Origin of the sequence: Arthrobacter sp. JSM 101049, assembly GCF_041679245.1 — a bacterium.
In the GTDB taxonomy this organism is placed as follows: domain Bacteria; phylum Actinomycetota; class Actinomycetes; order Actinomycetales; family Micrococcaceae; genus Arthrobacter_H.
Map to the genome: position 1 here is coordinate 445,400 of NZ_JBGFFC010000001.1, position 19,638 is coordinate 465,037.

At 68.1% G+C, this 19,638-nt stretch carries 21 protein-coding genes; 16 read left to right on the forward strand and 5 right to left on the reverse strand.

The genetic code is table 11. The features are described from left to right. Positions 1-78: 78 nt before the first annotated feature. From AB8M85_RS02070 to AB8M85_RS02080, 3 genes are all read right to left on the reverse strand, one after another. A complete protein-coding gene (locus tag AB8M85_RS02070) occupies positions 79-837 on the reverse strand; it encodes an amino acid ABC transporter ATP-binding protein (protein ID WP_372697106.1) in 759 nt (252 codons plus the stop codon). Then, on the reverse strand, positions 834-2,267 hold the full coding sequence (locus tag AB8M85_RS02075; protein WP_372697107.1) for an amino acid ABC transporter substrate-binding protein/permease: 1,434 nt from the start codon (positions 2,265-2,267) through the stop codon (positions 834-836). The genes AB8M85_RS02070 and AB8M85_RS02075 overlap by 4 nt, the downstream gene beginning before the upstream one ends. Before the next feature lie 193 nt (positions 2,268-2,460). Beyond that, a complete protein-coding gene (locus AB8M85_RS02080; RefSeq protein ID WP_372697108.1) occupies positions 2,461-3,912 on the reverse strand; it encodes a serine hydrolase domain-containing protein in 1,452 nt (483 codons plus the stop codon). On the opposite strand from AB8M85_RS02080, the gene AB8M85_RS02085 reads away from it, so the two are divergent. The 15 genes from AB8M85_RS02085 (at position 3,905) to AB8M85_RS02155 (ending at position 14,836) form a co-directional block, all read left to right on the forward strand. Next, on the forward strand, positions 3,905-4,114 hold the full coding sequence (locus tag AB8M85_RS02085; RefSeq protein ID WP_372697109.1) for a hypothetical protein: 210 nt from the start codon (positions 3,905-3,907) through the stop codon (positions 4,112-4,114). The two genes, AB8M85_RS02080 and AB8M85_RS02085, sit on opposite strands and share 8 nt — an antisense overlap. A 212-nt stretch (positions 4,115-4,326) precedes the next feature. Continuing rightward, positions 4,327-4,560: an antitoxin MazE5 gene (locus AB8M85_RS02090; protein ID WP_372697110.1), complete on the forward strand. Its 234-nt coding sequence runs from the start codon at positions 4,327-4,329 to the stop codon at positions 4,558-4,560. Positions 4,561-4,583: 23 nt separating this feature from the next. Beyond that, positions 4,584-4,886 (forward strand): type II toxin-antitoxin system PemK/MazF family toxin, encoded by a 303-nt coding sequence (locus AB8M85_RS02095; protein WP_372697694.1) that lies wholly within the window; start codon positions 4,584-4,586, stop codon positions 4,884-4,886. A gap of 102 nt (positions 4,887-4,988) precedes the next feature. Continuing rightward, positions 4,989-5,771, forward strand: a complete 783-nt coding sequence (locus AB8M85_RS02100) for an SDR family oxidoreductase (RefSeq protein ID WP_372697111.1) — start codon at positions 4,989-4,991, stop codon at positions 5,769-5,771. A gap of 51 nt (positions 5,772-5,822) precedes the next feature. Further along, positions 5,823-6,113 (forward strand): hypothetical protein, encoded by a 291-nt coding sequence (locus tag AB8M85_RS02105; RefSeq protein ID WP_372697112.1) that lies wholly within the window; start codon positions 5,823-5,825, stop codon positions 6,111-6,113. Next, the gene (locus tag AB8M85_RS02110) at positions 6,110-6,496 is read left to right on the forward strand and encodes a hypothetical protein (protein WP_372697113.1); all 387 of its coding nucleotides are present in this window, start codon (positions 6,110-6,112) and stop codon (positions 6,494-6,496) included. Before AB8M85_RS02105 ends, AB8M85_RS02110 begins: the two co-directional genes overlap by 4 nt. A gap of 67 nt (positions 6,497-6,563) precedes the next feature. Further along, positions 6,564-8,726 carry a S9 family peptidase gene (locus AB8M85_RS02115; RefSeq protein WP_372697114.1) on the forward strand — a complete coding sequence of 721 codons (2,163 nt, stop codon included), beginning with the start codon at positions 6,564-6,566 and terminating at the stop codon, positions 8,724-8,726. 90 nt (positions 8,727-8,816) lie between these two features. Then, positions 8,817-9,836, forward strand: a complete 1,020-nt coding sequence (locus AB8M85_RS02120) for an adenosine deaminase (protein WP_372697115.1) — start codon at positions 8,817-8,819, stop codon at positions 9,834-9,836. Between the two features lie 95 nt (positions 9,837-9,931). Then, positions 9,932-10,552, forward strand: a complete 621-nt coding sequence (locus AB8M85_RS02125; RefSeq protein WP_372697116.1) for a nucleotidyltransferase domain-containing protein — start codon at positions 9,932-9,934, stop codon at positions 10,550-10,552. Continuing rightward, the gene (locus AB8M85_RS02130) at positions 10,549-10,719 is read left to right on the forward strand and encodes a hypothetical protein (RefSeq protein ID WP_372697117.1); all 171 of its coding nucleotides are present in this window, start codon (positions 10,549-10,551) and stop codon (positions 10,717-10,719) included. The genes AB8M85_RS02125 and AB8M85_RS02130 overlap by 4 nt, the downstream gene beginning before the upstream one ends. Before the next feature lie 149 nt (positions 10,720-10,868). Beyond that, a complete protein-coding gene (gene paaI / locus AB8M85_RS02135; RefSeq protein ID WP_372697118.1) occupies positions 10,869-11,321 on the forward strand; it encodes a hydroxyphenylacetyl-CoA thioesterase PaaI in 453 nt (150 codons plus the stop codon). Between the two features lie 75 nt (positions 11,322-11,396). Next, positions 11,397-12,716, forward strand: a complete 1,320-nt coding sequence (locus tag AB8M85_RS02140) for an AMP-binding protein (protein WP_372697119.1) — start codon at positions 11,397-11,399, stop codon at positions 12,714-12,716. Between the two features lie 9 nt (positions 12,717-12,725). After that, on the forward strand, positions 12,726-13,334 hold the full coding sequence (locus AB8M85_RS02145) for a TetR/AcrR family transcriptional regulator (RefSeq protein WP_372697120.1): 609 nt from the start codon (positions 12,726-12,728) through the stop codon (positions 13,332-13,334). Between the two features lie 147 nt (positions 13,335-13,481). Continuing rightward, positions 13,482-14,174: a nicotinamide mononucleotide transporter gene (locus tag AB8M85_RS02150; protein ID WP_372697121.1), complete on the forward strand. Its 693-nt coding sequence runs from the start codon at positions 13,482-13,484 to the stop codon at positions 14,172-14,174. A 50-nt stretch (positions 14,175-14,224) separates the two neighbouring features. Beyond that, positions 14,225-14,836, forward strand: a complete 612-nt coding sequence (locus AB8M85_RS02155) for a GrpB family protein (RefSeq protein WP_372697122.1) — start codon at positions 14,225-14,227, stop codon at positions 14,834-14,836. 28 nt (positions 14,837-14,864) lie between these two features. Here the strand turns inward: AB8M85_RS02155 and AB8M85_RS02160 are convergent, their stop codons facing one another. Continuing rightward, on the reverse strand, positions 14,865-15,467 hold the full coding sequence (locus AB8M85_RS02160; protein WP_372697123.1) for a GNAT family N-acetyltransferase: 603 nt from the start codon (positions 15,465-15,467) through the stop codon (positions 14,865-14,867). Between the two features lie 285 nt (positions 15,468-15,752). Here AB8M85_RS02160 and AB8M85_RS02165 point away from each other — a divergent pair, with 285 nt between their 5' ends. Further along, positions 15,753-17,381, forward strand: a complete 1,629-nt coding sequence (locus AB8M85_RS02165) for a thiamine pyrophosphate-dependent enzyme (RefSeq protein ID WP_372697695.1) — start codon at positions 15,753-15,755, stop codon at positions 17,379-17,381. Between the two features lie 90 nt (positions 17,382-17,471). On the opposite strand, the gene paaZ is transcribed toward AB8M85_RS02165, so the two are convergent. Next, positions 17,472-19,598 (reverse strand): phenylacetic acid degradation bifunctional protein PaaZ, encoded by a 2,127-nt coding sequence (gene paaZ / locus AB8M85_RS02170; RefSeq protein WP_372697124.1) that lies wholly within the window; start codon positions 19,596-19,598, stop codon positions 17,472-17,474. Positions 19,599-19,638 lie beyond the last annotated feature (40 nt).

Consider the following 19,638-nt stretch of genomic DNA (forward strand, 5'->3'; position numbering starts at 1 on the left):
CGGCGCCGCCCCGGCAGACAGCGACGGCGGGGATCTGGCACCTGCCGGATTCCCGCCGTCGTCCTGGGTCCTTGAGTGCTACAGGACCTTGGAGAGGAATTCCTTCGTGCGTTCCTGCTGCGGGTTGCCGAAGAGCTGGTCCGGGGTGCCCTCCTCGCAGACGACGCCGTCGGCCATGAAGATCACCCGGTCGCCGACCTCGCGGGCGAAGCCCATCTCGTGGGTGACCAGCACCAGGGTCATGCCGGACGTGGCCAGGTCGCGGATGACCTGCAGGACCTCGCCGACCATCTCGGGGTCCAGGGCGCTGGTGGCCTCGTCGAAGAGCATGATGCCCGGATTCATGGCCAGCGCGCGGGCGATCGCGACGCGCTGCTTCTGCCCGCCGGACAGGGCCGCCGGACGGGCATCGGCCTTCTCGGCCAGGCCCACGCGCGTGAGCAGCTCGATGGCCTTCTGGCGTGCCTCGGACTTGGACGCCTTCTTCGACTCGACCGGGGCCAGCATCACGTTCTCCACCACGGTCATGTGGGGGAAGAGGTTGAAGTGCTGGAACACCATGCCGATGTGGCGGCGGACCTCGTTAATGTCCACCTTGGGGTCGGTCAGGTCGAACCCGTCGACCACCACGTGGCCCCCGGAGATGTCCTCGAGCTTGTTCAGGCAGCGCAGGAAGGTCGACTTGCCCGAGCCCGAGGGGCCGATCACGCAGACGACTTCACCCTCGGCGACCTCGGCGTCGATGCCCTGCAGCACCTCGTTGGACCCGAAGGACTTGCGCAGGCCACGCACCTCGATCATCGGCTTACGGGCCGTCTCGTTTGACGACGTGCTCATTTGTTGAACCTCCGGTCGGCGAAGTTGGCAAGCTTCGTCAGCAGCATGACGGCGACGAAGTAGATGACGCCGACGATCAGCAGCGTCTCGGTGACGCGGAAGTTCGCCGCGTAGATCTGCTGGCCCTGGTAGAGCAGTTCGGCAAAGCCGATGGCCAGCAGCAGCGAGGAGTCCTTGAGCATGATGATCAGCTGGTTGATCAGCGACGGCGTCATGATCTTGAACGCCTGCGGCACCACGACCTTCTGCATGGACTTCCCATAGCCCAGGCCCAGCGAGCGGCTGGCCTCCATCTGGCCCGGGTCGACCGACTGGATGCCGCCGCGCACAATCTCCGCGACGTAGGCACCGGAGTTGAGCGACAGCGTCAGCACCGCGGCCACCCAGATGTTGATCGGGAGGCCGGTCAGCTGGGGGATGCCGAAGTAGAACATGAACGCCCACAGCAGCAGGGGGGTGCCGCGGAAGATGTTCACGAACGTGGTGGAGATGCCCCTCACGACGATGTTGCGGGCGATCTTCATGAACCCGGCGGCCAGGCCGATGACCATGGCCACGACGAAGGAGATGCCCGTGACGAGCAGGGTGTTCTTCAGGCCCTTGAGCAGTGCCGGCAGCGAGTTGCCCAGCAGCTCCCAGAAGGTGGTCGGCTGGGCTGCCGAGGGGTCGGCCAGGTAGCTGTCGAGGATCTCGTCGTACTTGCCGCTGGCCTTGAGCTTGGCCAGGCCGTCGTTGAACGCCGCGAGCAGGTCGGCGTTCTTGCCCTTGTTCACGGCGAAGCCGTAAGAGCCGCCGGGCTCCTTGTCGGTGACGATCTTCAGGCCGTTGTTCTGCGCGACGCCGTAGGCCAGCACCGGGTAGTCGTCGAACACCGCGACGGCGTTGCCGGACTTCACCAGTTCGTACATGCTGGCGGACTGGTCCAGGGACTTGACCGTGAAGCCGTACTTCTGGGCGATCGACTTGGCGAACGCCTCGCCTTCGGCGCCGGTCTTGGCGGTGACCGTCTTGCCCCTGAGGTCCTCGTAGCTGGTGACGTCGTCGTTGCCCTTGGCCACGGCCATCTGCACGCCGGAATCGAAGTAGGGCTCGGAGAAGTCGTAGACCTGCTTGCGCTCGTCGGTGATGGACATGCCGGCGATGACGCCGTCCACCTGGTCCGAGCTCAGCGCCTGCAGTGCGGCGTTGAAGCCGAGCGAGCGGATCTCGACGTTGAAGCCCTGGTCCTCGGCGATGGCCTTGAGGATGTCGATGTCGATCCCGGTCATCTCGCCGGAGGAGTCGCGGAACTCGAACGGCGCGAACGTGGTGTCGGTGCCGATGACGAAGGTCTTGCCCTCAACCGCGGAGTTGGACGACGTGCTGTCGGCGGCGGCACCGGTGGCGCCGAACAGCAGCGCGGCGACGGCCAGGAACGCCGCGACCACCACCCCCGTCCCGCGTCGGCCGGGCCCGGCCGTTCTCTGGTGGTGACGCAAGGTCAGTACCCCATTCCCTTGTGGTGCGGCCCGTATTTACGGGACTTTGACTCCCATAGACAATAGAGCATGGTGCCCCGCCTCACAGGCAGTGCCCAGCGGCGCGTGGTAGATCCGGTCCCGGGCGCCCAGTGCGGCGACGGCCTCATCTTGCGGAGTCGGCCAGCCGCTCCGGCACCCGGTAGTCGGCCTGCCGCACCATCCGCATCCCGCCCGGGCCACGGAACGCCGCCGCCCCGGCATCGTCGAATTCGAAGACCAGTTCCTCCCCGTAGCCCGCGAAGCCATTGGGATCGCGCGACCGCAGACGCGATCCGTCGAGCACGTCCAGCGGCTCGGTCGTCTCCGGGTCCGGCGGGCTCCCCACCTCCAGGCAGTACAGCTTTCCGCCGAGCTCGACGATGTCCTGCACGCCCCACAGCCCGGCGAACCGGCCCGTGAACCGGGCACGTTCAGCGCCCGGCATGCCGGAGGACGACGCCGGTGCCTCCCGAGCGGACAGGGTCGCCAAGGCGATGAGCTGCTCGCCCCACGAGGTCGCCGGTCCGTCGATGGCGTTGGTCAGGACACTGAGTGCCGCCCCCGTCTCGGGCAGGGCCCAGCTGCGGGTGATGTGTCCGGGGTACCCGCCGCTGTGCCCGAAGGTTGGCTGGCCGTGGACGTCCTGCAGGATCAGCCCGAGTCCGTAGTGCCGTCCGGGGGTGCCGGAGGATTCGACCTTGCGTTGCATGCGGCGCTTGGAATGTTCGCCCAACACCGTGCCGGTCTCCGCCCGTCCCGGTCCCTCGGGAAGCAGGGCGGAGAGGAAGCGGACCACGTCGCTCGCCGTGGCGTAGAAGCCGGTCGCCGAGCTCAAGGCGCCGGTGTCGATGTGGTCGATCACGGTGCGGTGTTCCAGCGTGTAGGGCTCCCCAGCCACCGTGAGCGATCCGTATCCGGTGGCCAGCCGGCCCGATCCTGCGTCCAGGTCCGGCCCGGTGTGGCGCAGCCCGAGGGGTTCGACCAGGTGCCCACGGGTGTAGGCGCGGTAGTCCAGCCCGCTGGCCGCCTCGATGACCAGCCCGAGCAGCCCGTACCCGATGTTCGTGTACTTGAAGTGCTCGTGCCGGGCGATGACGCGGCCATGGGCTGCGGTGTCCAGCAGGGAGGCACGGTCGGGGAAGGCCCGTCCGAGGACCCAGAAGTCGGAGTCTGCGCCGTCCCGGGTCAGCCCCGAGGAGTGCGAGAGCAGTTCCCCGACGGTGACGTCTGCTGCGTCGGTTCCGGCCAGTTCGGGAAGGTGGTCGGCGAGCGCGTCCTCCAGGGTGAGGGCGCCGGCGTCGGCCAGCTGCAGGATGGCTGTCGCGGTGAACATCTTGGAGTGCGAGGCGATGCGGAACTGGTGGCCGTCGTCCATCGGGACGCCCGAGGCGACATCGGCGAAACCGCCGCTGCATGCGCCCAGGAGGTTCCCGTCGACGGCGACGGCGACCTGGTATCCGGGCTGGCGGGCGAAGCCGCGCAGGTGTTCGAGGAAGCGGGGGGCGTAGGCGAGGACCGATGCCCAGGCGGCAATCGCGGGGTTGGCGGTGGCGGGGACGGTGTTGTTGGTGGCCATGCGCCCATCCTGCCATCCGGTTTCATTCGGCCCACGGGTCGACTTCCAGCAGGCCGGTCCGCCCCGGGGCTCTCCGCGCTCCGGCGAGCACCAGTACTTCGGCCACGTCCGCGTGGCCGACGCCGGCTCCGAATTCACGGTCCAGCTCATCAACGCCAACGGCAAGGTTCAGTACACCTGCACGCTGACGCCGTGGCGGTAGGACGGCGACGAGCCGTCAGCTGCTGGTGCCGAATACACGCGGCTGTGTCGTCGCTCGAGTCCCATCGGCCCCTGCTCGTCCCGGGTGTCCCCGACTCAGGCGCGTCCACCACGGAAGTACGTCGCGAGTTCATTCCGGGCACCACTGCGCGGCGGGAACCGGTGGACGGCAGCGCCTGCCCCGGTGCGCCATGATCGTGGCATAATGGTGGCATGGCACGCATACGTTTGAGCACAACGGTCGATGCCGATCTGCTGGCAAGCGCCCGCAAGCTTGCAGGGACGACAGATTCAGTCCTCGTGGACGAGGCCCTCGCGGCGTTGCTGGCCCGCCACCGCTCCGCTGAAGTGGATGCCAGCTACGCCGCCTACGACGTGCATCCACTCGATGAACCGGACGCCTGGGGGGACTTGGCCTCGTTCCGGCGCGCGGTTTCGGCCTCGTGACCGCTTTCCCCGCCCGGGGGGAAGTGTGGTGGTGCGAAATGCCCGAGATCGGCCGCCGACCCGTCGTCGTCCTGTCCCGTGACGCGGTCATCCCCAGGCATCGCCGCGCTCTCGTTGCCCCGTGCACGACGACCATCCGGGGACTTGCCAGCGAAGTCCTCCTCGAACCCGGCGACGACCCGGTACCGCTACGCTCGGCGGTCAACCTCGATTCGATCGAGAGCGTCTCGATCACCATCCTCATCGAGCGCCTGGGGAAGGTATCCGGCGCTCGAATGCGCGAAGTCTGCGACGCCCTGGCTGTCGCCGTCGACTGCTCCTCGTGAGATCGGGCCGTCCGATCGCACGTTCGGCGACCAGTCCCGCCGTTGGCCTATTCCAAGCTGGCGACGATGACGGCACGACGCCGAGTAGCTAGTCTCGAAGCCATGCCACCAAATTCCCGCCGGCCCTTGGCCCTGGTCACCGGCGTCGGGCGACGGCGCTCGATCGCTTCCAGCATTGCCCTGGGGCTCGCCCGGGATGGCTGGGATCTGGTCCTGAATTTCTGGAATCCCTACGATGACCGACTCGACCTCGACCGCGGCGATGACGATCCGCGGGCCGTTGCGGAGGCGTGCCGGGACGCCGGCGCCGAGGTCACGCTTGCCCCCGGCGACCTGGGCGACCCGGAGCTTCCGGCGCAGTTGATCGCAACTCGCCCACCAGGCGGTCGGGTGGACGGCCTGGTGTTGTCGCACTGCGAGTCGGTGGACAGCTCGATCCTCACGACGGACGTCGACAGCTGGGACCGGCACTTCGCCATCAACGCCCGAGCCTCCTGGCTGCTGATCAAGGCCTTCGCGGAACAGCTGCCCGAGGCCGGAGGCCCGAACGGCAGCGTCAACGGCAGGATCGTCGCCCTCACGAGCGACCACACGGCCGGGAACCTCCCCTACGGCGCGAGCAAGGGCGCGCTGGACCGGATCGTCATCGCCGCGGCGATCGAACTGGCCGACCGGGGAGTGCGATCCAACGTCGTGAACCCGGGTCCGGTCGACACCGGCTGGATGGATGAAGACCTCCGCACCGCGATGATCCAGGCCACCCCCGCGGGAAGGCTGGGCACGGCCGAGGACACCGCCAACCTGGTCCGTTTCCTGTTCTCCGATGCCGGCTCCTGGATCAACGGCCAGCTCCTGCACAGCAACGGTGGCCTCCAGACCTCCTAGTCAGTGCGGAAGGGCCCCGTTAGGCTTCGGGAAGGATCGAGGGGGAAACAAATGGCTTCATCCATATCCCACGAATCGGCAGTGGTCGACGCCAGGTACAACAGGTGGTCCATCGCCGCACTGATGCTGGCCGTCGTCTGCCTGGTCGCACTCGTCTTCACGGGTGTTGCCGTCCTGGCCGTGTTCGCCGTGGGCGCCGGCCACATCGCGCTGGGCCAGCTGCGCGCGCAAGGCGGCCGTGGAAGGGGACTCGCCCGGGCTGCCCTGGCCATCGGCTACGCGATCGGCATCTGGGCGCTTCTGATCACCGCCGTCGGCCTGGTGGGGTGGGCGATCACATGACGGTCCCACGATCGCTCGAGCGCTTCACCAACTTCGAGCTCTACATCGACACTGTCGATTCGTGGCTTCTCTCGAACTGCTTCGACGCGGAGGACGGGTCCTTCTTCCAAGAGGTCTTCTCCCGCAGCGGCGACGGAGCATGGGAACGGCGCGGGGCCTACTACGTCGACGACGGAGCCGAGCGGGACCAGTGGGAAGCTGCAATCTCGGGCACGCGCGCTTCCAGAGAAGTGTCCGCTCCCGACCTGCCTCCCGTCGAGCGTCCCGACCGGCATGCAAGGACCATTCCCGTCGCCGTTCATTACCGGGCAGCACACTCGGTGAGGCGCACGATGGGCTGGCTGCTTCACGGTGACACCAGACGCCGCCAGGCCAGGTCCTAGACCCCCGCCAACACGCCGCTGGCGAACAGGACGACCGACCGCGCCCACATGGCGTTGAATGGTGCCCATGAGCCAATCCCCCACACGTCAGCAGCCGCCCGTCGCCGCCAAGCGCCCCGTCGAGCGTGCCCACCACGGCGACACGTTCACCGATGACTACGAGTGGCTGCGCGAGAAGGAGAATCCCGACGTCGTCGCCCACCTGGAGGCCGAGAACGCCTACACGGACGCGGTGACCGCCGGACAACAGGGGCTTCGGGAGGCGATCTTCGCCGAGATCAAGGAACGCACCGAGGAGACCGATCTCTCCGTGCCGGCCCGCAAGCGCGGCTGGTGGTACTTCACCCGGACCGCCGAGGGCCAGCAGTACGCCATCCACTGCCGGGTCGCGGCCACCGACTCGGGCGATCCCGTCGTCGACTGGACGCCGCCCGTGATCGAACCCGGCCAGCCGTTCGAGGGTGAACAGGTCCTGCTCGACGGCAACGCCGAGGCCGAGGGCAAGCCGTTCTTCTCGCTCGGCGGGATGGCCGTCACCGAGGACGGCAACCTGCTCGCCTACGCCGAAGACAATGCCGGCGACGAGCGCTTCACCCTGCGCATCAAGGACCTCACCACCGGGGAGCTGCTGCCGGACGTCATCGAGGACGTCTTCTACGGCCTGGCCTTCTCCCCCGACGGGACCCGCGTCTACTACACCGTCGTCGACGAGTCGTGGCGGCCCCACCAGATCAAGAGCCACCTCCTCGGCCAGGATCCCACCCAGGACGCCGTCGTGCTTCAGGAGGACGACCCGGGCATGTGGATGGGCTTCGACCTCTCCCCCGACCGCCGCGAACTGCTGATCTCCATCGGCAACTCGGAATACTCGGAAACGCACTCGCTGGACCTCGTCGACCCGCTGGCCGCCCCCCGCCTGTTGCTGGGCCGCGAAGCCCACATCCTGCACGGCATGGACCCGGTCACGATCGACGGCGAGCGCTCCTACCTGCTGACGCACAACCGGAACGCCGTGAACAACATGGTCTCCCTGGTCCGTGCCGACGAATTCACCAAGCCGCTGGCCGACCAGCGGTGGGCCACGGTCTTCCCCCATCGCGAGGACGTGAAGATCGAAGGCACCGCCGTCACCGCCACGCATGCCGTGGTCTCCGTCCGCCAGGACACGATCGAACGCATCCAGGTCCTCCCGCTCGCCGGCCTGGGCACGCCGGCGCAGTCCCCGGTCGTGGAACCTTCCTTCGACGAGGAGCTCTACACGTGTTCGCTCGCCGGCGCCGAGTACGAGTCCCCGCTGATCCGGCTGGCGTACACCAGCTTCCTGGTTCCCCCGCGCATCTACGACTACACGCTGGCCACCGGCGAACTGTCGCTGCGCAAGGAGACCCCGGTCAAGGGCCGGTATGACGCCGGCGCCTACCGCGCCGAACGCGAGTGGGCCACCGCCGCCGACGGAACCCGAATCCCACTCTCGGTCATCCGCCGCCGCGAGGTCGAGCGCGACGGCACCAACCCCGTACTCGTCTACGGGTACGGCAGCTACGAGATGAGCATGGACCCTGGCTTCTCCATCCCGCGCCTGTCGCTGCTGGACCGTGGCGTCGTCTTCGTCATCGCCCATGTCCGCGGTGGCGGGGAGCTGGGGCGCCACTGGTACGACGACGGGAAGAAGCTGGCGAAGAAGAACTCCTTCAGCGACTTCGTCGTCGCCACCGAACACGTGGTCACCACCGGATGGGCCGATCCGCAGCGGGTGGCCGCGATGGGCGGCTCGGCCGGCGGCCTGCTGATGGGCGCCGTGGCCAACCTCGCCCCGCAGCTCTACACCGCGATCATCGCCCAGGTGCCGTTCGTCGACGCGCTCACCAGCATCCTGGATCCCGACCTGCCCTTGTCCGCGCTGGAGTGGGAGGAATGGGGCAACCCGATCACCGATTCCGAGGTCTACGCCTACATGAAGTCGTACACCCCGTACGAGAACATCGCGGCAGTGCCCTACCCCCGCATCGCCGCCGTGACCAGCTTCAACGACACCCGGGTGCTGTACGTCGAGCCGGCCAAGTGGGTGCAGCGCCTGCGCGAGGTCGGCACCGGGACGGAGCCGATCGTTCTCAAGATCGAGATGGACGGCGGCCACGGGGGCGCCTCGGGCCGCTACGAGGCGTGGAAGGACCGTGCCTGGGACTACGCCTTCGCCCTCGACGCCCTCGGTTCCACCGAACGGATCTAGCGAGGCTGTCCAGATAGCCGGCGGGGTCCGGGAGCCCCGCCGGCCATCTGGCATCATGGGAGGACTTTTCCCCCCAGAAAGGCCCGCCCCATGTCCGGTTCGCCCGTCCCGTCGTCCCCGTCCCCGCTGCCGCCGATGGCCGAGTTGCACCTGCACATCGAAGGCACCCTGGAGCCGGAGCTGATCTTCGACCTCGCGGCCCGCAACGGCATCTCCTTGCCCTACCAGGATGTCAATGACCTACGGGCCCGCTACGAGTTCACCGACCTGCAGTCGTTCCTCGACTTGTACTACGCCAATATGGCGGTTCTGGTCACCGAGGAAGACTTCGCCACGATGACGACCGGCTACCTGCGCCGCGCCGCCACGGCCGGAGTGCGCCACGCGGAAATCTTCATCGACCCGCAGGCCCACCTGGCCCGCGGAGTGGACCTGGCCACGAGCATCGGCGGCGTGGCCCGGGCGCTTGCCACCAGCCGCGCTGACTTCGGCATGTCGACGTCGCTGATCGCCGCCTTCCTCCGCGACCAGCCGGCCGACGAGGCACTCGCCGTGCTGGAGGACCTGATCGCCATGGACGCGCCCATCATCGGCATTGGGCTCGATTCCGCCGAGGTGGGCCATCCGCCGTCGGAATTCACGCAGGTGTTCGACCGGGCACGCGAGGCAGGACTGGAGTGCGTGGCCCACGCCGGCGAGGAGGGCCCGCCGGCCTACATCAGCGAGGCCCTGGACGTGCTCCACGTGTCCCGGATCGACCATGGGATCCGGGCGATGGAGGACGACGAACTCGTCCTGCGCCTCGTCGAGGAGCAGGTTCCGATGACCGTCTGCCCGTTGTCCAATGTCAGGCTGCGCGCGGTGACCGACCTGGCCGCCCACCCACTGCCCCGGATGATCGAGGCGGGATTGAACGTCTCGATCCACTCCGATGATCCCTCCTATTTCGGCGGCTACCTCGACGACAACCTGGACCGCGTGACGTCCACGTTCGAACTCTCCCAGGCGACATTGGCCCTGCTGGCCGCCAATTCGATCCGCTCGTCGTTCCTGCCCGAGCAGCGGCAAGGCGAGTTGCTGGCCGAGGTTGAGGCCTGGCTCAGCGAGTAGTTGGCGACACCCGCGCGCTAGTCAACGGCTTCCCTCCTGCGGACCCGGCTGTAGAATAGTGCATGTACCTGTAGAATTCTGCATCCGGAGGTTCCATGCGACTACAGAACCCCATCGCCGCCCTGACACCCACCGTCGACGCTGCCGTCCTCCTTGTCTTGGCGCGTGCAGATACCAGCTTCACCGCACCTGCCGTCCACCGCCTCAGCCCGGAGAAATACTCGGAAAGCGGTGTCCGAAATGCCCTGGCGCGCCTCGTCAAGCAAGGTATCGCCTTGGGCGACATCACCGGCCAAACGCGCTCCTATCGACTCAACCGGGAGCACCTCCTCGCCGCGTCCATTACGGAGATGGCCCACGCCAAAGACATGCTTCTCGGACAAGTGTGGGATGAGATCCGCGCGTGGCCAGTGGAGCCTCTGGACGTTCGCCTCTTCGGGTCCGCCGCCCGGAACGAGATGCATGACGATAGCGACGTTGATCTCCTTTTCATCTTCCACGACGGCTACGACGAGGATGCGGCCACCTCTCGCCTCACAGACCTCTCGCTCAAGGTCTCCGCCTGGACCGGCAATGACGCACGCCCGTTGGTCTACCGGGAATCGGAGGTGGAGCAGGATCCTCTTTTCTTGAACATCATCGCCGAAGGCATCCCCGTGCTCCCGGCTTGTCGTTGGCTTGAGGCCAGGCTCGGCGCTCACACGGCTACCCCATGACTCCCGCAGCAGGCGCGACCGTACATCAAGGAAGGCGTGAGAAGGCGCTCCAGTTCCAGTCGGCAGCCCACGTGGTCCTGGACCTTGCCGACGAGCATCAGGACGTGGCCGACGTGGTGGTCACCCTCGCAGCAGCCCGCCATCTCGACCTGCTGCTGGGCCTGTAGACGCGTGCGACTGCGAAGTTTCCCTGGGTGGTCGCGATAATTTCCACCGACGACGTCACAGTGCCGCTGCGGACCGGACGTGGCTTGACTTGAGTCACAATTCAGGATTACCTAATGAACGTTCAGTAATTCGTGGATGGAGCTCCAGCATGACCGAAACCGACGTCGCATCGGCCACCGCGGGCGCAGCGCCGCGCCACGCCGTCCTAGCCAACGACAACACGGCCGAGTGGCTGGGCATCGAGGTCCAGCATGTCGCCGACGGCGAAGCCACGATCACCATGACGCTGCGCCCGGAGATGCTCAATGGCTTCGGGATCGGCCACGGCGGGATGATCTTCGCCCTCGGCGATACGGCGTTCGCAATGGCCTGCAACCCTCCCGAGGGCTCCGACGAGACGATCACCGTCGCCTCCGGCGTCGACATCAACTTCATCCGCCCGGGCATCCCGGGCCGGATCCTGACGGCGGAGGCCACCCGCCGCCAGCAATCCGGGCGCAGCGGAATCTACGACATCCAGATCCGCCAGTCCACCCCTGACGGCGGCGAGGAAATCGTCGCCGAATTCCGCGGCCGGTCGCGCACCGTCCCGAAGCGCTAGGTGCACGACGCCGGAACCAGCCATCCGGCGTCGTGCATGTTCCACCCCACCCCTGCAATCACCTAAGGGCCAGCCATGACGCAGACACTCCCCGACACCGAACTTCCCAACCCGCTCGATCCCGAAGAGACGATGAGCCGGGATGAGATCGAATCCCTCCAGCTTGCCCGGCTGCAGGAGACCATCGCCTACGCGTACGACCGCGTACCCCTGTACAAGGAAAAGTACGACGCCGCCGGCGTGCACCCGAGCGACCTGAAGGAACTGGCCGACCTGGCGAAGTTCCCCTTCACCGAGAAGGAGGACCTGCGCAAGACCTACCCGTTCGGCATGTTCGCCGTCCCGCAGCAGCAGGTCGCCCGCATCCACGCCTCCTCCGGGACCACCGGCCGCGCCACCGTGGTCGGCTACACCCAGTCCGACCTGGACGACTGGGCCAAGCTCGGCGCCCGCTGCCTGCGCCTGTCCGGCGTCAAGCCCGGCTGGAAGGTCCACAACGCCTACGGCTACGGCCTGTTCACCGGCGGCCTGGGCGCCCACGCCGCCGCCGAACGCCTGGGCACCACCGTGATCCCGATGTCCGGAGGCCAGACCGAGAAGCAGATCACCCTCATCCAGGACTTCGCCCCGGATGCGATCCTGTGCACCCCGACCTACCTGCTGACCATTGGGGACGCGATGCAGCGCCAGGGCATCGACCCGCGCTCGACGTCGCTGAAGGTCGCCGTGCTCGGTGCCGAACCGTGGACCGAGGAGATGCGCCACGAGCTCGAGGTCATGTTCGACCTCGACGCTTGCGACATCTACGGCCTGAGCGAGGTCATGGGCCCGGGCGTGGCCGGCGAATCGAACCAGACCAAGGACGGCAGCCACATCTGGGAGGACCACTTCCGTCCGGAGATCATCGACGCGTTCGACCCCTCCCAGACCATGCCCGATGGCCAGCACGGCGAACTGGTGTTCACCTCGCTGACCAAGCAGGCCCTGCCGATCATCCGCTACCGCACCCACGACCTGACCCGGCTGCTGCCCGGCACCGCACGCCCGGGCCACCGGCGGATGGGCCGGATCACCGGACGCAGCGACGACATGATCATCCTGCGCGGGGTGAACCTCTTCCCGAGCCAGATCGAGGAGCTGGCCCTGAAGGTCGCGGGCCTGTCCCCGCACTTCCAGCTGGAGATCACCCGGCCCGACCGCATGGACCAGCTCGCGGTGAAGATCGAACGCCGAGACGACTGCACCACCGACCGCGCCGAGGCCGCCGGCCTGGAACTGCAGAAGCTGATCAAGATCCACGTCGGCTCCAGCTGCCGGATCGACGTCGTGGACCCGGAGTCCCTGCCCCGCTCCGTGGGCAAGCTGCGGCGCATCTACGACCTGCGCGAGAAGTAGGATCGGGGGATGCCCACCATCGCCAGCAAGCCCGCGGGGGCCAAACGCGGCCGCCCCGGCCACGACCAGGAATCCGTCCTCTCGATCGCTGTGCAGGTCTTCAACAAGCACGGCTACGACGCGACGTCCATGGGCACGCTGGCGGACAACCTGGGCATCAGCAAGTCGGCCATCTACCACCATGTCCCCTCCAAGGGGGACCTGCTGGACAAGGCGCTGGACGAGGCGCTGGAGCCGCTGGAGGCCCTGGGAGCCGACCCCCGGGCCACCACCGGAACGGCCGCGGTCCGGCTGGAGTTCGTGCTGCGCTCGACCATCCAGGTGCTCATCGAACGCCAGCCCTACGTGACCTTGCTGCTGCGCCTGCGCGGGAACACGGAGATCGAGCGGACTGCCCTGGAGCGGCGGCGCGCGGTGGACCGGCGGCTAGCCGACCTCGTCGTGTCAGCCCAGCAGGAGGGCTCGCTGCGGGCGGACATCGACCCGCGGACCACCACCCGCCTGCTCTTCGGCACCATCAACTCGCTCGTCGAGTGGTACCGCCCCGACGGCCCCTCGACCCCGCAGCAGGTCGAGGACAACGCGATCGCCATGATGCTGGACGGGCTGCGCGCCTGATCCCCACGGGCCTGCGGCTGGTCCGGCGGATCGGTCCGGGGCACCTGCGGATTCGGGCACGACCACGGCCCGGCGGTACCATCAAAGGGTTCCCCTCGTGTGGCCCCTGGCCCGCGCATGCACGCATCCGTTCGATAGGCAGCCTTCGTGGACCAGCTCTTCCAGTCCCTGTTCAACCAGCCCCTGGGCACCGATACCGCCACGATCGTGGCGCTCGATGCACTCGGCGTGCTCCTGACCGGGATCGCACTGCTGCTCCTGGCCCGCCGCAACGACCTGGGCTGGTGGTTCCAGGTCCTCGCCGTCTTCGCCGGCCCGCTGGTCATCGCCCTGCAATTCGGGTTCGACGGCATGTTCAAGGCGGTGCCCTACCTGCTGGTGCCGGTCTACGGCCTGTGGCGCTTCAGCAAGTACCGGATGCGCGGGAAGTTCGCCCGCCTGGTCGAGGTCCAGCCCTTCACGGCATCCGCGCTGGTCTGGGGGTTCGTCCTCACGGTCCTCATCGCCTTCGCCTCCGCCGTGCCCACGATCTTCAGCGGCCTGGACCTGGCCAGCATCCAGGCCAGCTTCTGGCTGACACTCGCCTTCGCCGCGCTCGTGCCCGCCGGCCTGGTCGGCATCGCCAACGGGTTGCGCTGGGCATGGCTGGTCGTGGCGGCCTCCGCCGTCGCACAGATCGCCGTCTACTTCGGCAACCAGCCTGCCTTCGCCACCCTGGCGGTCCTGGTCCTGCAGTTCGGGACCTCGCTCTTCGGCTGGTGGTCCTGGCGGCAGCTCCCGGCCGAGGCGACCCAGGACGACGCCGCGGAATACCCGCCGAGCCCCTACCAGCAGGCCTGAGGCACCCGGCCCCCTTCACCACGGCGGCCGCGGACAGTAGCCTCCTGCACATGGCCGGCGACGAACAGATCACCACACACCACGAGTCCAATCCCGCCGCAGCCATATGGCTCGCCGGTGGCCCCACCCCGGGCCCCGTCGTCGTCGTCGACCACGACCCGGCGTGGCCGGCCACGTTCGAGCAGATCGCCGAACGCCTCCGCACCGCCCTGGGCCCTGCCGCCCTCGCCGTCGAGCATGTTGGTTCCACTGCGGTCCCCGGGCTGCCCGCGAAACCCGTCGTCGATGTCGACCTGGCCGTCGCGGACCCCGCCGACGAACCTGCCTACCGCGGCGCCCTGGAGTCCGCCGGGTTCACCCTGGTCGTCCGGGAACCGCAATGGCACGAGCACCGCTGCTTTCGCGGTACGGATCCAACGGCCAACGTCCACGTGTTCGGACCCGGCTGCCCCGAGACCATCCGACACCGCATGTTCCGCGACTGGCTGCACCGCCACCACACGGACGCCGCCCGGTACCGGGACGCGAAGCTGGCCGCCGCCGCGGCCACCTCGGCCGAGATCGGCACGGTCATGGACTACAACCGCCGCAAGAAACCGGTCATCCACGCAATCTACGAGCGCATGTTCCGCGCCGCGGGCCTGGGCACCCACATCCGCTGACCGGTCTCCCCCGCCCGGGCGGGGATGCTCACTTTGCCGCGATCCACAAAGGCACGACGGCGGGGGCCGGATCGGTCGCCAGCCTCGCCCACAGGGCGGTGTCGTACCGCTCCCAGCAACCATCTCCATCCCGGTAGCGCAGCTTCTGCCGCTCGGTGCCCTCGCGGACGAAGCCCGCAGCGGCGGCGACCCGCCCCGAGGCCGGGTTGTTGAGGCGGTGCCCCAGCTCCAGCCGGAACAGCCCCTGAACGGTGAAGCAGTGGTCGGCCAGTGCCGCCGTGGCCGCTCCAGCAAGCCCCCGCCCGCGTGCCGGTGGCGCCACCCAATACGAGACCCACCCGGTGAGATGGACCCGTTCGATGGCGGAAACCATCACGTGGCCAACAGCCACCCCGTCCAGGTCGATGGCGAAGGCCACGCACCGCGGTTCCGCATCGGCTGACGCTGGCACCATTGGTTCCAGCCACGAGCGGGCGCCGACCGCGGTGGCGATCGGGTTCCGCGCCTGCGCCGCCATGCCGGGCCAGGCGAAGGCGCGCTGGACCGCCGCGACGTCCCGGTCCCCCAGGGTCCAGGGTCGCAAAACGGGCGTGGGTGCGTGGCCGAATGCACGGTCCGATGGTTCGCTCATGTCGACCCAGACTACGGGAGTCGGCGCATTCGCGGGCGGTCCCGGCATGCCGGACGCCCGTCAACGGAAAGTGACCTGCGTCCCATACATGACGACATCGTGTCCCGCGTTCTGGGGTCGGTGGCCCCCTTCCGGTAATTTGGCGTGCAGCAGGCAACGACGCCGCGGCTCCTTCGGGGCGCCCGCGTCGTTCCACCCAGGAATCACAACGGCGAGAGAGGTCCCCCCGTGACAACCATCCAGACCGAGGCCACAGGCCCGGAGCACGCCGCGGCCGATGCCACCATGAAGTCCGCCGGTCACGTCATCGTGGACACACTGGTCGCACACGGCGTCCAGCGCACCTACGTGGTCCCGGGCGAGAGCTACCTCGACGTCCTCGATGGCCTGCATGGCTCCCCCATCGACACGATCGTGTGCCGCCACGAGGGCGGCGCCGCGTACATGGCCGAGGCCGACGGCAAGATGAACCAGTTGCCCGGCATCGCCATGGTCACCCGCGGCCCCGGCGCAGCGAACGCCCACGTCGGCCTGCACACCGCCTGGCAGGACTCCACGCCGATGGTCCTGTTCGTGGGGCTGATCCCCTTCGAACACCGCGAGAAGGAGGCCTTCCAGGAGTTCGAGCCGAAGGCCTGGTTCGGCACCAACGCCAAGCGCGTGATGATCCTCGACCACGCCGAGCGGGCCTCCGAGGTCGTCGCCGAGGCCATGTTCGCCGCCATGTCCGGACGTCCGGGTCCCGTGGTCGTCGGGCTGCCCGAGGACATCATCAAGCGCCAGATCCCGGCCGAGGTCCATCCAAGGATCCCGGTGGCCAGCGGGGGCATGACCGTCACCGATTGGAAAGCGCTGCACGATGCGCTGAAGGAAGCGGACAAGCCGCTGTTCATCTTCGGCGGGAACGACTGGAGCGCCGAGGGAGCCAGCGCGTTCACCACCTGGCTCGAGGAGCACGGCCTTCCGGCCGCCGCCGAATGGCGCTGCGAGGGCACGGTGCCGTTCAATTCGCCGTCGTACGTCGGCCCCATTGGCTATGGCCGCCCGAAGCCGACCTACGACCTGCTGGAGGAAACCGACCTGCTGGTCTTCGTCGGCACGGTCCCCGGTGACGTGATCACCGACGGGTTCGCGATCCGGCAGAACTGGGACAAGAAGAACTTCCTGGTCACCATCGACCCCTCGCTGCGCGGTCGCTCCGGGCCCGTGTCCCACCAGATCGTCGCCAAGCCGGACGTCTTCGTGCGCGACCTGGTGCGCATGGACCTGCCGGTGAAGGACAGCTGGCGCGAGTGGACCAACCGCATGCGTGCGGAGCAGGAGAAGTTCGCGGCCTTGCCCGACGCCACCCCCGGCGACGGCCAGGCCAGGATGGCCACCCTCATGGCGAACCTCGTGGCGTCGCTGCCCGAGGATGCCCTGGTCACCTTCGGTGCCGGCGAGCACACCAACTGGGCGCACCGCTACTTCCCCACCAACGGATACGCCTCCATGATCAGCGCCCGCAACGGCTCGATGGGCTACTCGATCCCCTCGGCCGTCGCCGCGTCGCTGGCCACCCCCGGACGCCGCGTGGTGACCATCGCCGGCGACGGCGAGTTCCTCATGAACGGCCAGGAACTGGCAACCGCCGCCCAGTACGGGGCCACCCCGCTGGTCATCGTCATGGACAACCAGGAATACGGCACGATCCGCACCCACCAGGAACGCGACTACCCCGAGCGCGTGTCGGGCACGCAGTTGAAGAACCCGGACTTCGCGACCATGGCGCAGGCCTTCGGTGGCTTCGGCGTGCGGGTGGAGAACGACGCCGAGGTGCCCGCTGCGCTGGAAGCGGCGCTGTCCGCCATCGACAATGAGGGACGCTTCGCGTTGATCCACCTGATCGTCGAGCAGCGCGTCAAGGCCTACTGATCCACGCGGCGCCGGTCCACCCGGTGTCCCCCATATGAAGGAGGACCTGCCCGCCGGACAGGTCCTCCTTGCTCATCGTTGGTTGCCCCGCTACGAAGCCCAGTTCCTGTAGGTAACGTTGTCCTTCTCCACCAGGGTCAGGACATCGTAGGTGGCGACAATTTCGTCGTCCTGGTTGTGGATGATCGCGTCCCAGGCCACTTCGCCGTACTCGTCGGTGACACGCGGGGTGATCTTTTTGGCCGTCAGGGTGACCCGGATTTTGTCGCCTGCCGGCACCGGGGTGATGAACCGCAGGTTCTCCAGCCCGTAGTTGGCCAGCACCGGCCCCGGTGCCGGCTGGACGAACAGGCCAGCGGCCCAGGAGACCAGCAGGTAGCCGTGGGCCACGACGCCGGGGAAGAACGGGTTCGCCTCCGCTGCGGCGGCATCGGTGTGGGCGTAGAAGGTGTCGCCGGTGGTGTTGGCGAAGTCCGTGATGTCCTGCAGGGTGACCTCTCGCAGCGGGGAGGCGAACGCGTCGCCGATCCGCAGTTCGGCCAGGGACTTGCGGAACGGATGCACGGCGCCCTCCACGGCACCGAATTCGGCGGCACCGGCGATGACCCGGTCGGCTCCGGTGTGCCAGACGCCGGTGACCGCGGTGAGCATGTTCGGCGATCCCTGGACGGCGGTGCGCTGCATGTGGTGCTTGACCGCGCGGATGCCACCGAGTTCCTCACCGCCGCCGGCCCGTCCGGGACCGCCGTGCACCAGGTGAGGCACCGGCGAGCCGTGGCCGGTGGAGGTGCGCGCGGTTTCCCGGTTCAGGATGTGGACGCGGCCGTGGTACCCGGCGATTCCGGTGGTCAGTTCGCGCGCGGTGTCCCCGTCGTTGGTGCACACGGTGGCCACCAGCGATCCGGCACCGCGGGCTGCGAGGCGGATCGCGTCGTCCAGGTCGGTGTAGCCGAGCACGCTGGAGACGGGGCCGAAGGCCTCGAGCGAATGCACGGATTCGGCGTCTGCATCGGCCCACGTCAGCAGGACCGGCGACATGAAGGCCCCATCGGCGACCGTGCGTTCCTCGCCCGATGCGGTCCGCACGACGGGTGCGTCCAGGGTGCCGTAGGCGATTTCGCCACCGGCGGCCACCATGGCCTCGACGGCGCCGCGCACGTCCCGCAGCTGGTCCAGCGAGGCCAGCGCGCCCATGGTCACGCCCTCGGCCCGGGGGTCGCCGACCACCACCCGTTGCGTAAGCCGCTCCCCGATGGCGGCAACGACGTCGTCGCGGACCGCTTCGGGGACGATGGTGCGGCGGATGGCGGTGCACTTCTGGCCGGCCTTGACGGTCATCTCCGTGGTCACGGACTTGATGAACGCATCGAATTCGGGGGTGCCCGGCGTGGCGTCGGGTCCGAGGATAGCGGCGTTGAGCGAATCGGTCTCGGCGGTGAAGCGCACTCCGCCGGTGACCACGTTCCGGTGCGACTTCAGGGCATTCGCGGTCGAGGCCGATCCGGTGAAGGAGACCATGTCGCGGTAGTCCAGGACGTCCAGCAGGGTGCGGGCCGATCCGGAGACGAGCTGCAGGGAACCGGCAGGCAACAGACCCGACTCCACCAGCATGCGCACGACGGCTGTGGAGAGGTAGCCGGTCGGCGTGGCCGGTTTCGCGATCGTCGGGACCCCGGCGATGAAGGCCGGTGCGAACTTCTCCAGCATCCCCCAGACCGGGAAGTTGAAGGCGTTGATCTGGGCGGCAATGCCGGGGATGCGGGTGTAGATGTGGCCGCCAAGGAACGATCCGTCGCGTGAGAGCGGCTCGGCCGGTCCGTCCGGAATGACATTGGAGTTCGGCAGTTCACGTCGGCCCTTGGAGGAGAACGTGAACAGGACGCCGATCCCGCCGTCGATGTCGACCATGTTGTCGACCTTCGTGGCCCCGGTGCGGTACGAGATCTCGTAGAGCTCCTCGCGGCGCTCGTTGAGGTACTGGGCCATCTCCTTGAGCTTCAATGCACGTTCATGCAGGGTCAGCCGGCCAAGCTCCCGTTGGCCCACCGTCCGCCCGTACTCCACGGCGGCGGCCAGGTCGAGGCCGTCGGTGCTCACCAGGGCCAGCTCCTCGCCGGTGTTGGCATCAAGCACCCGGGTGGCGCCCTCATGGTCTTCCGGGGCCCACCAGGCGTCCTGGACGTAGCTGGGAACCAGCTCGGCAGTCTGTGTTGTCATCGTCGACAAGTCCTTCCTGAACGATCGGTCAGTATTTGGG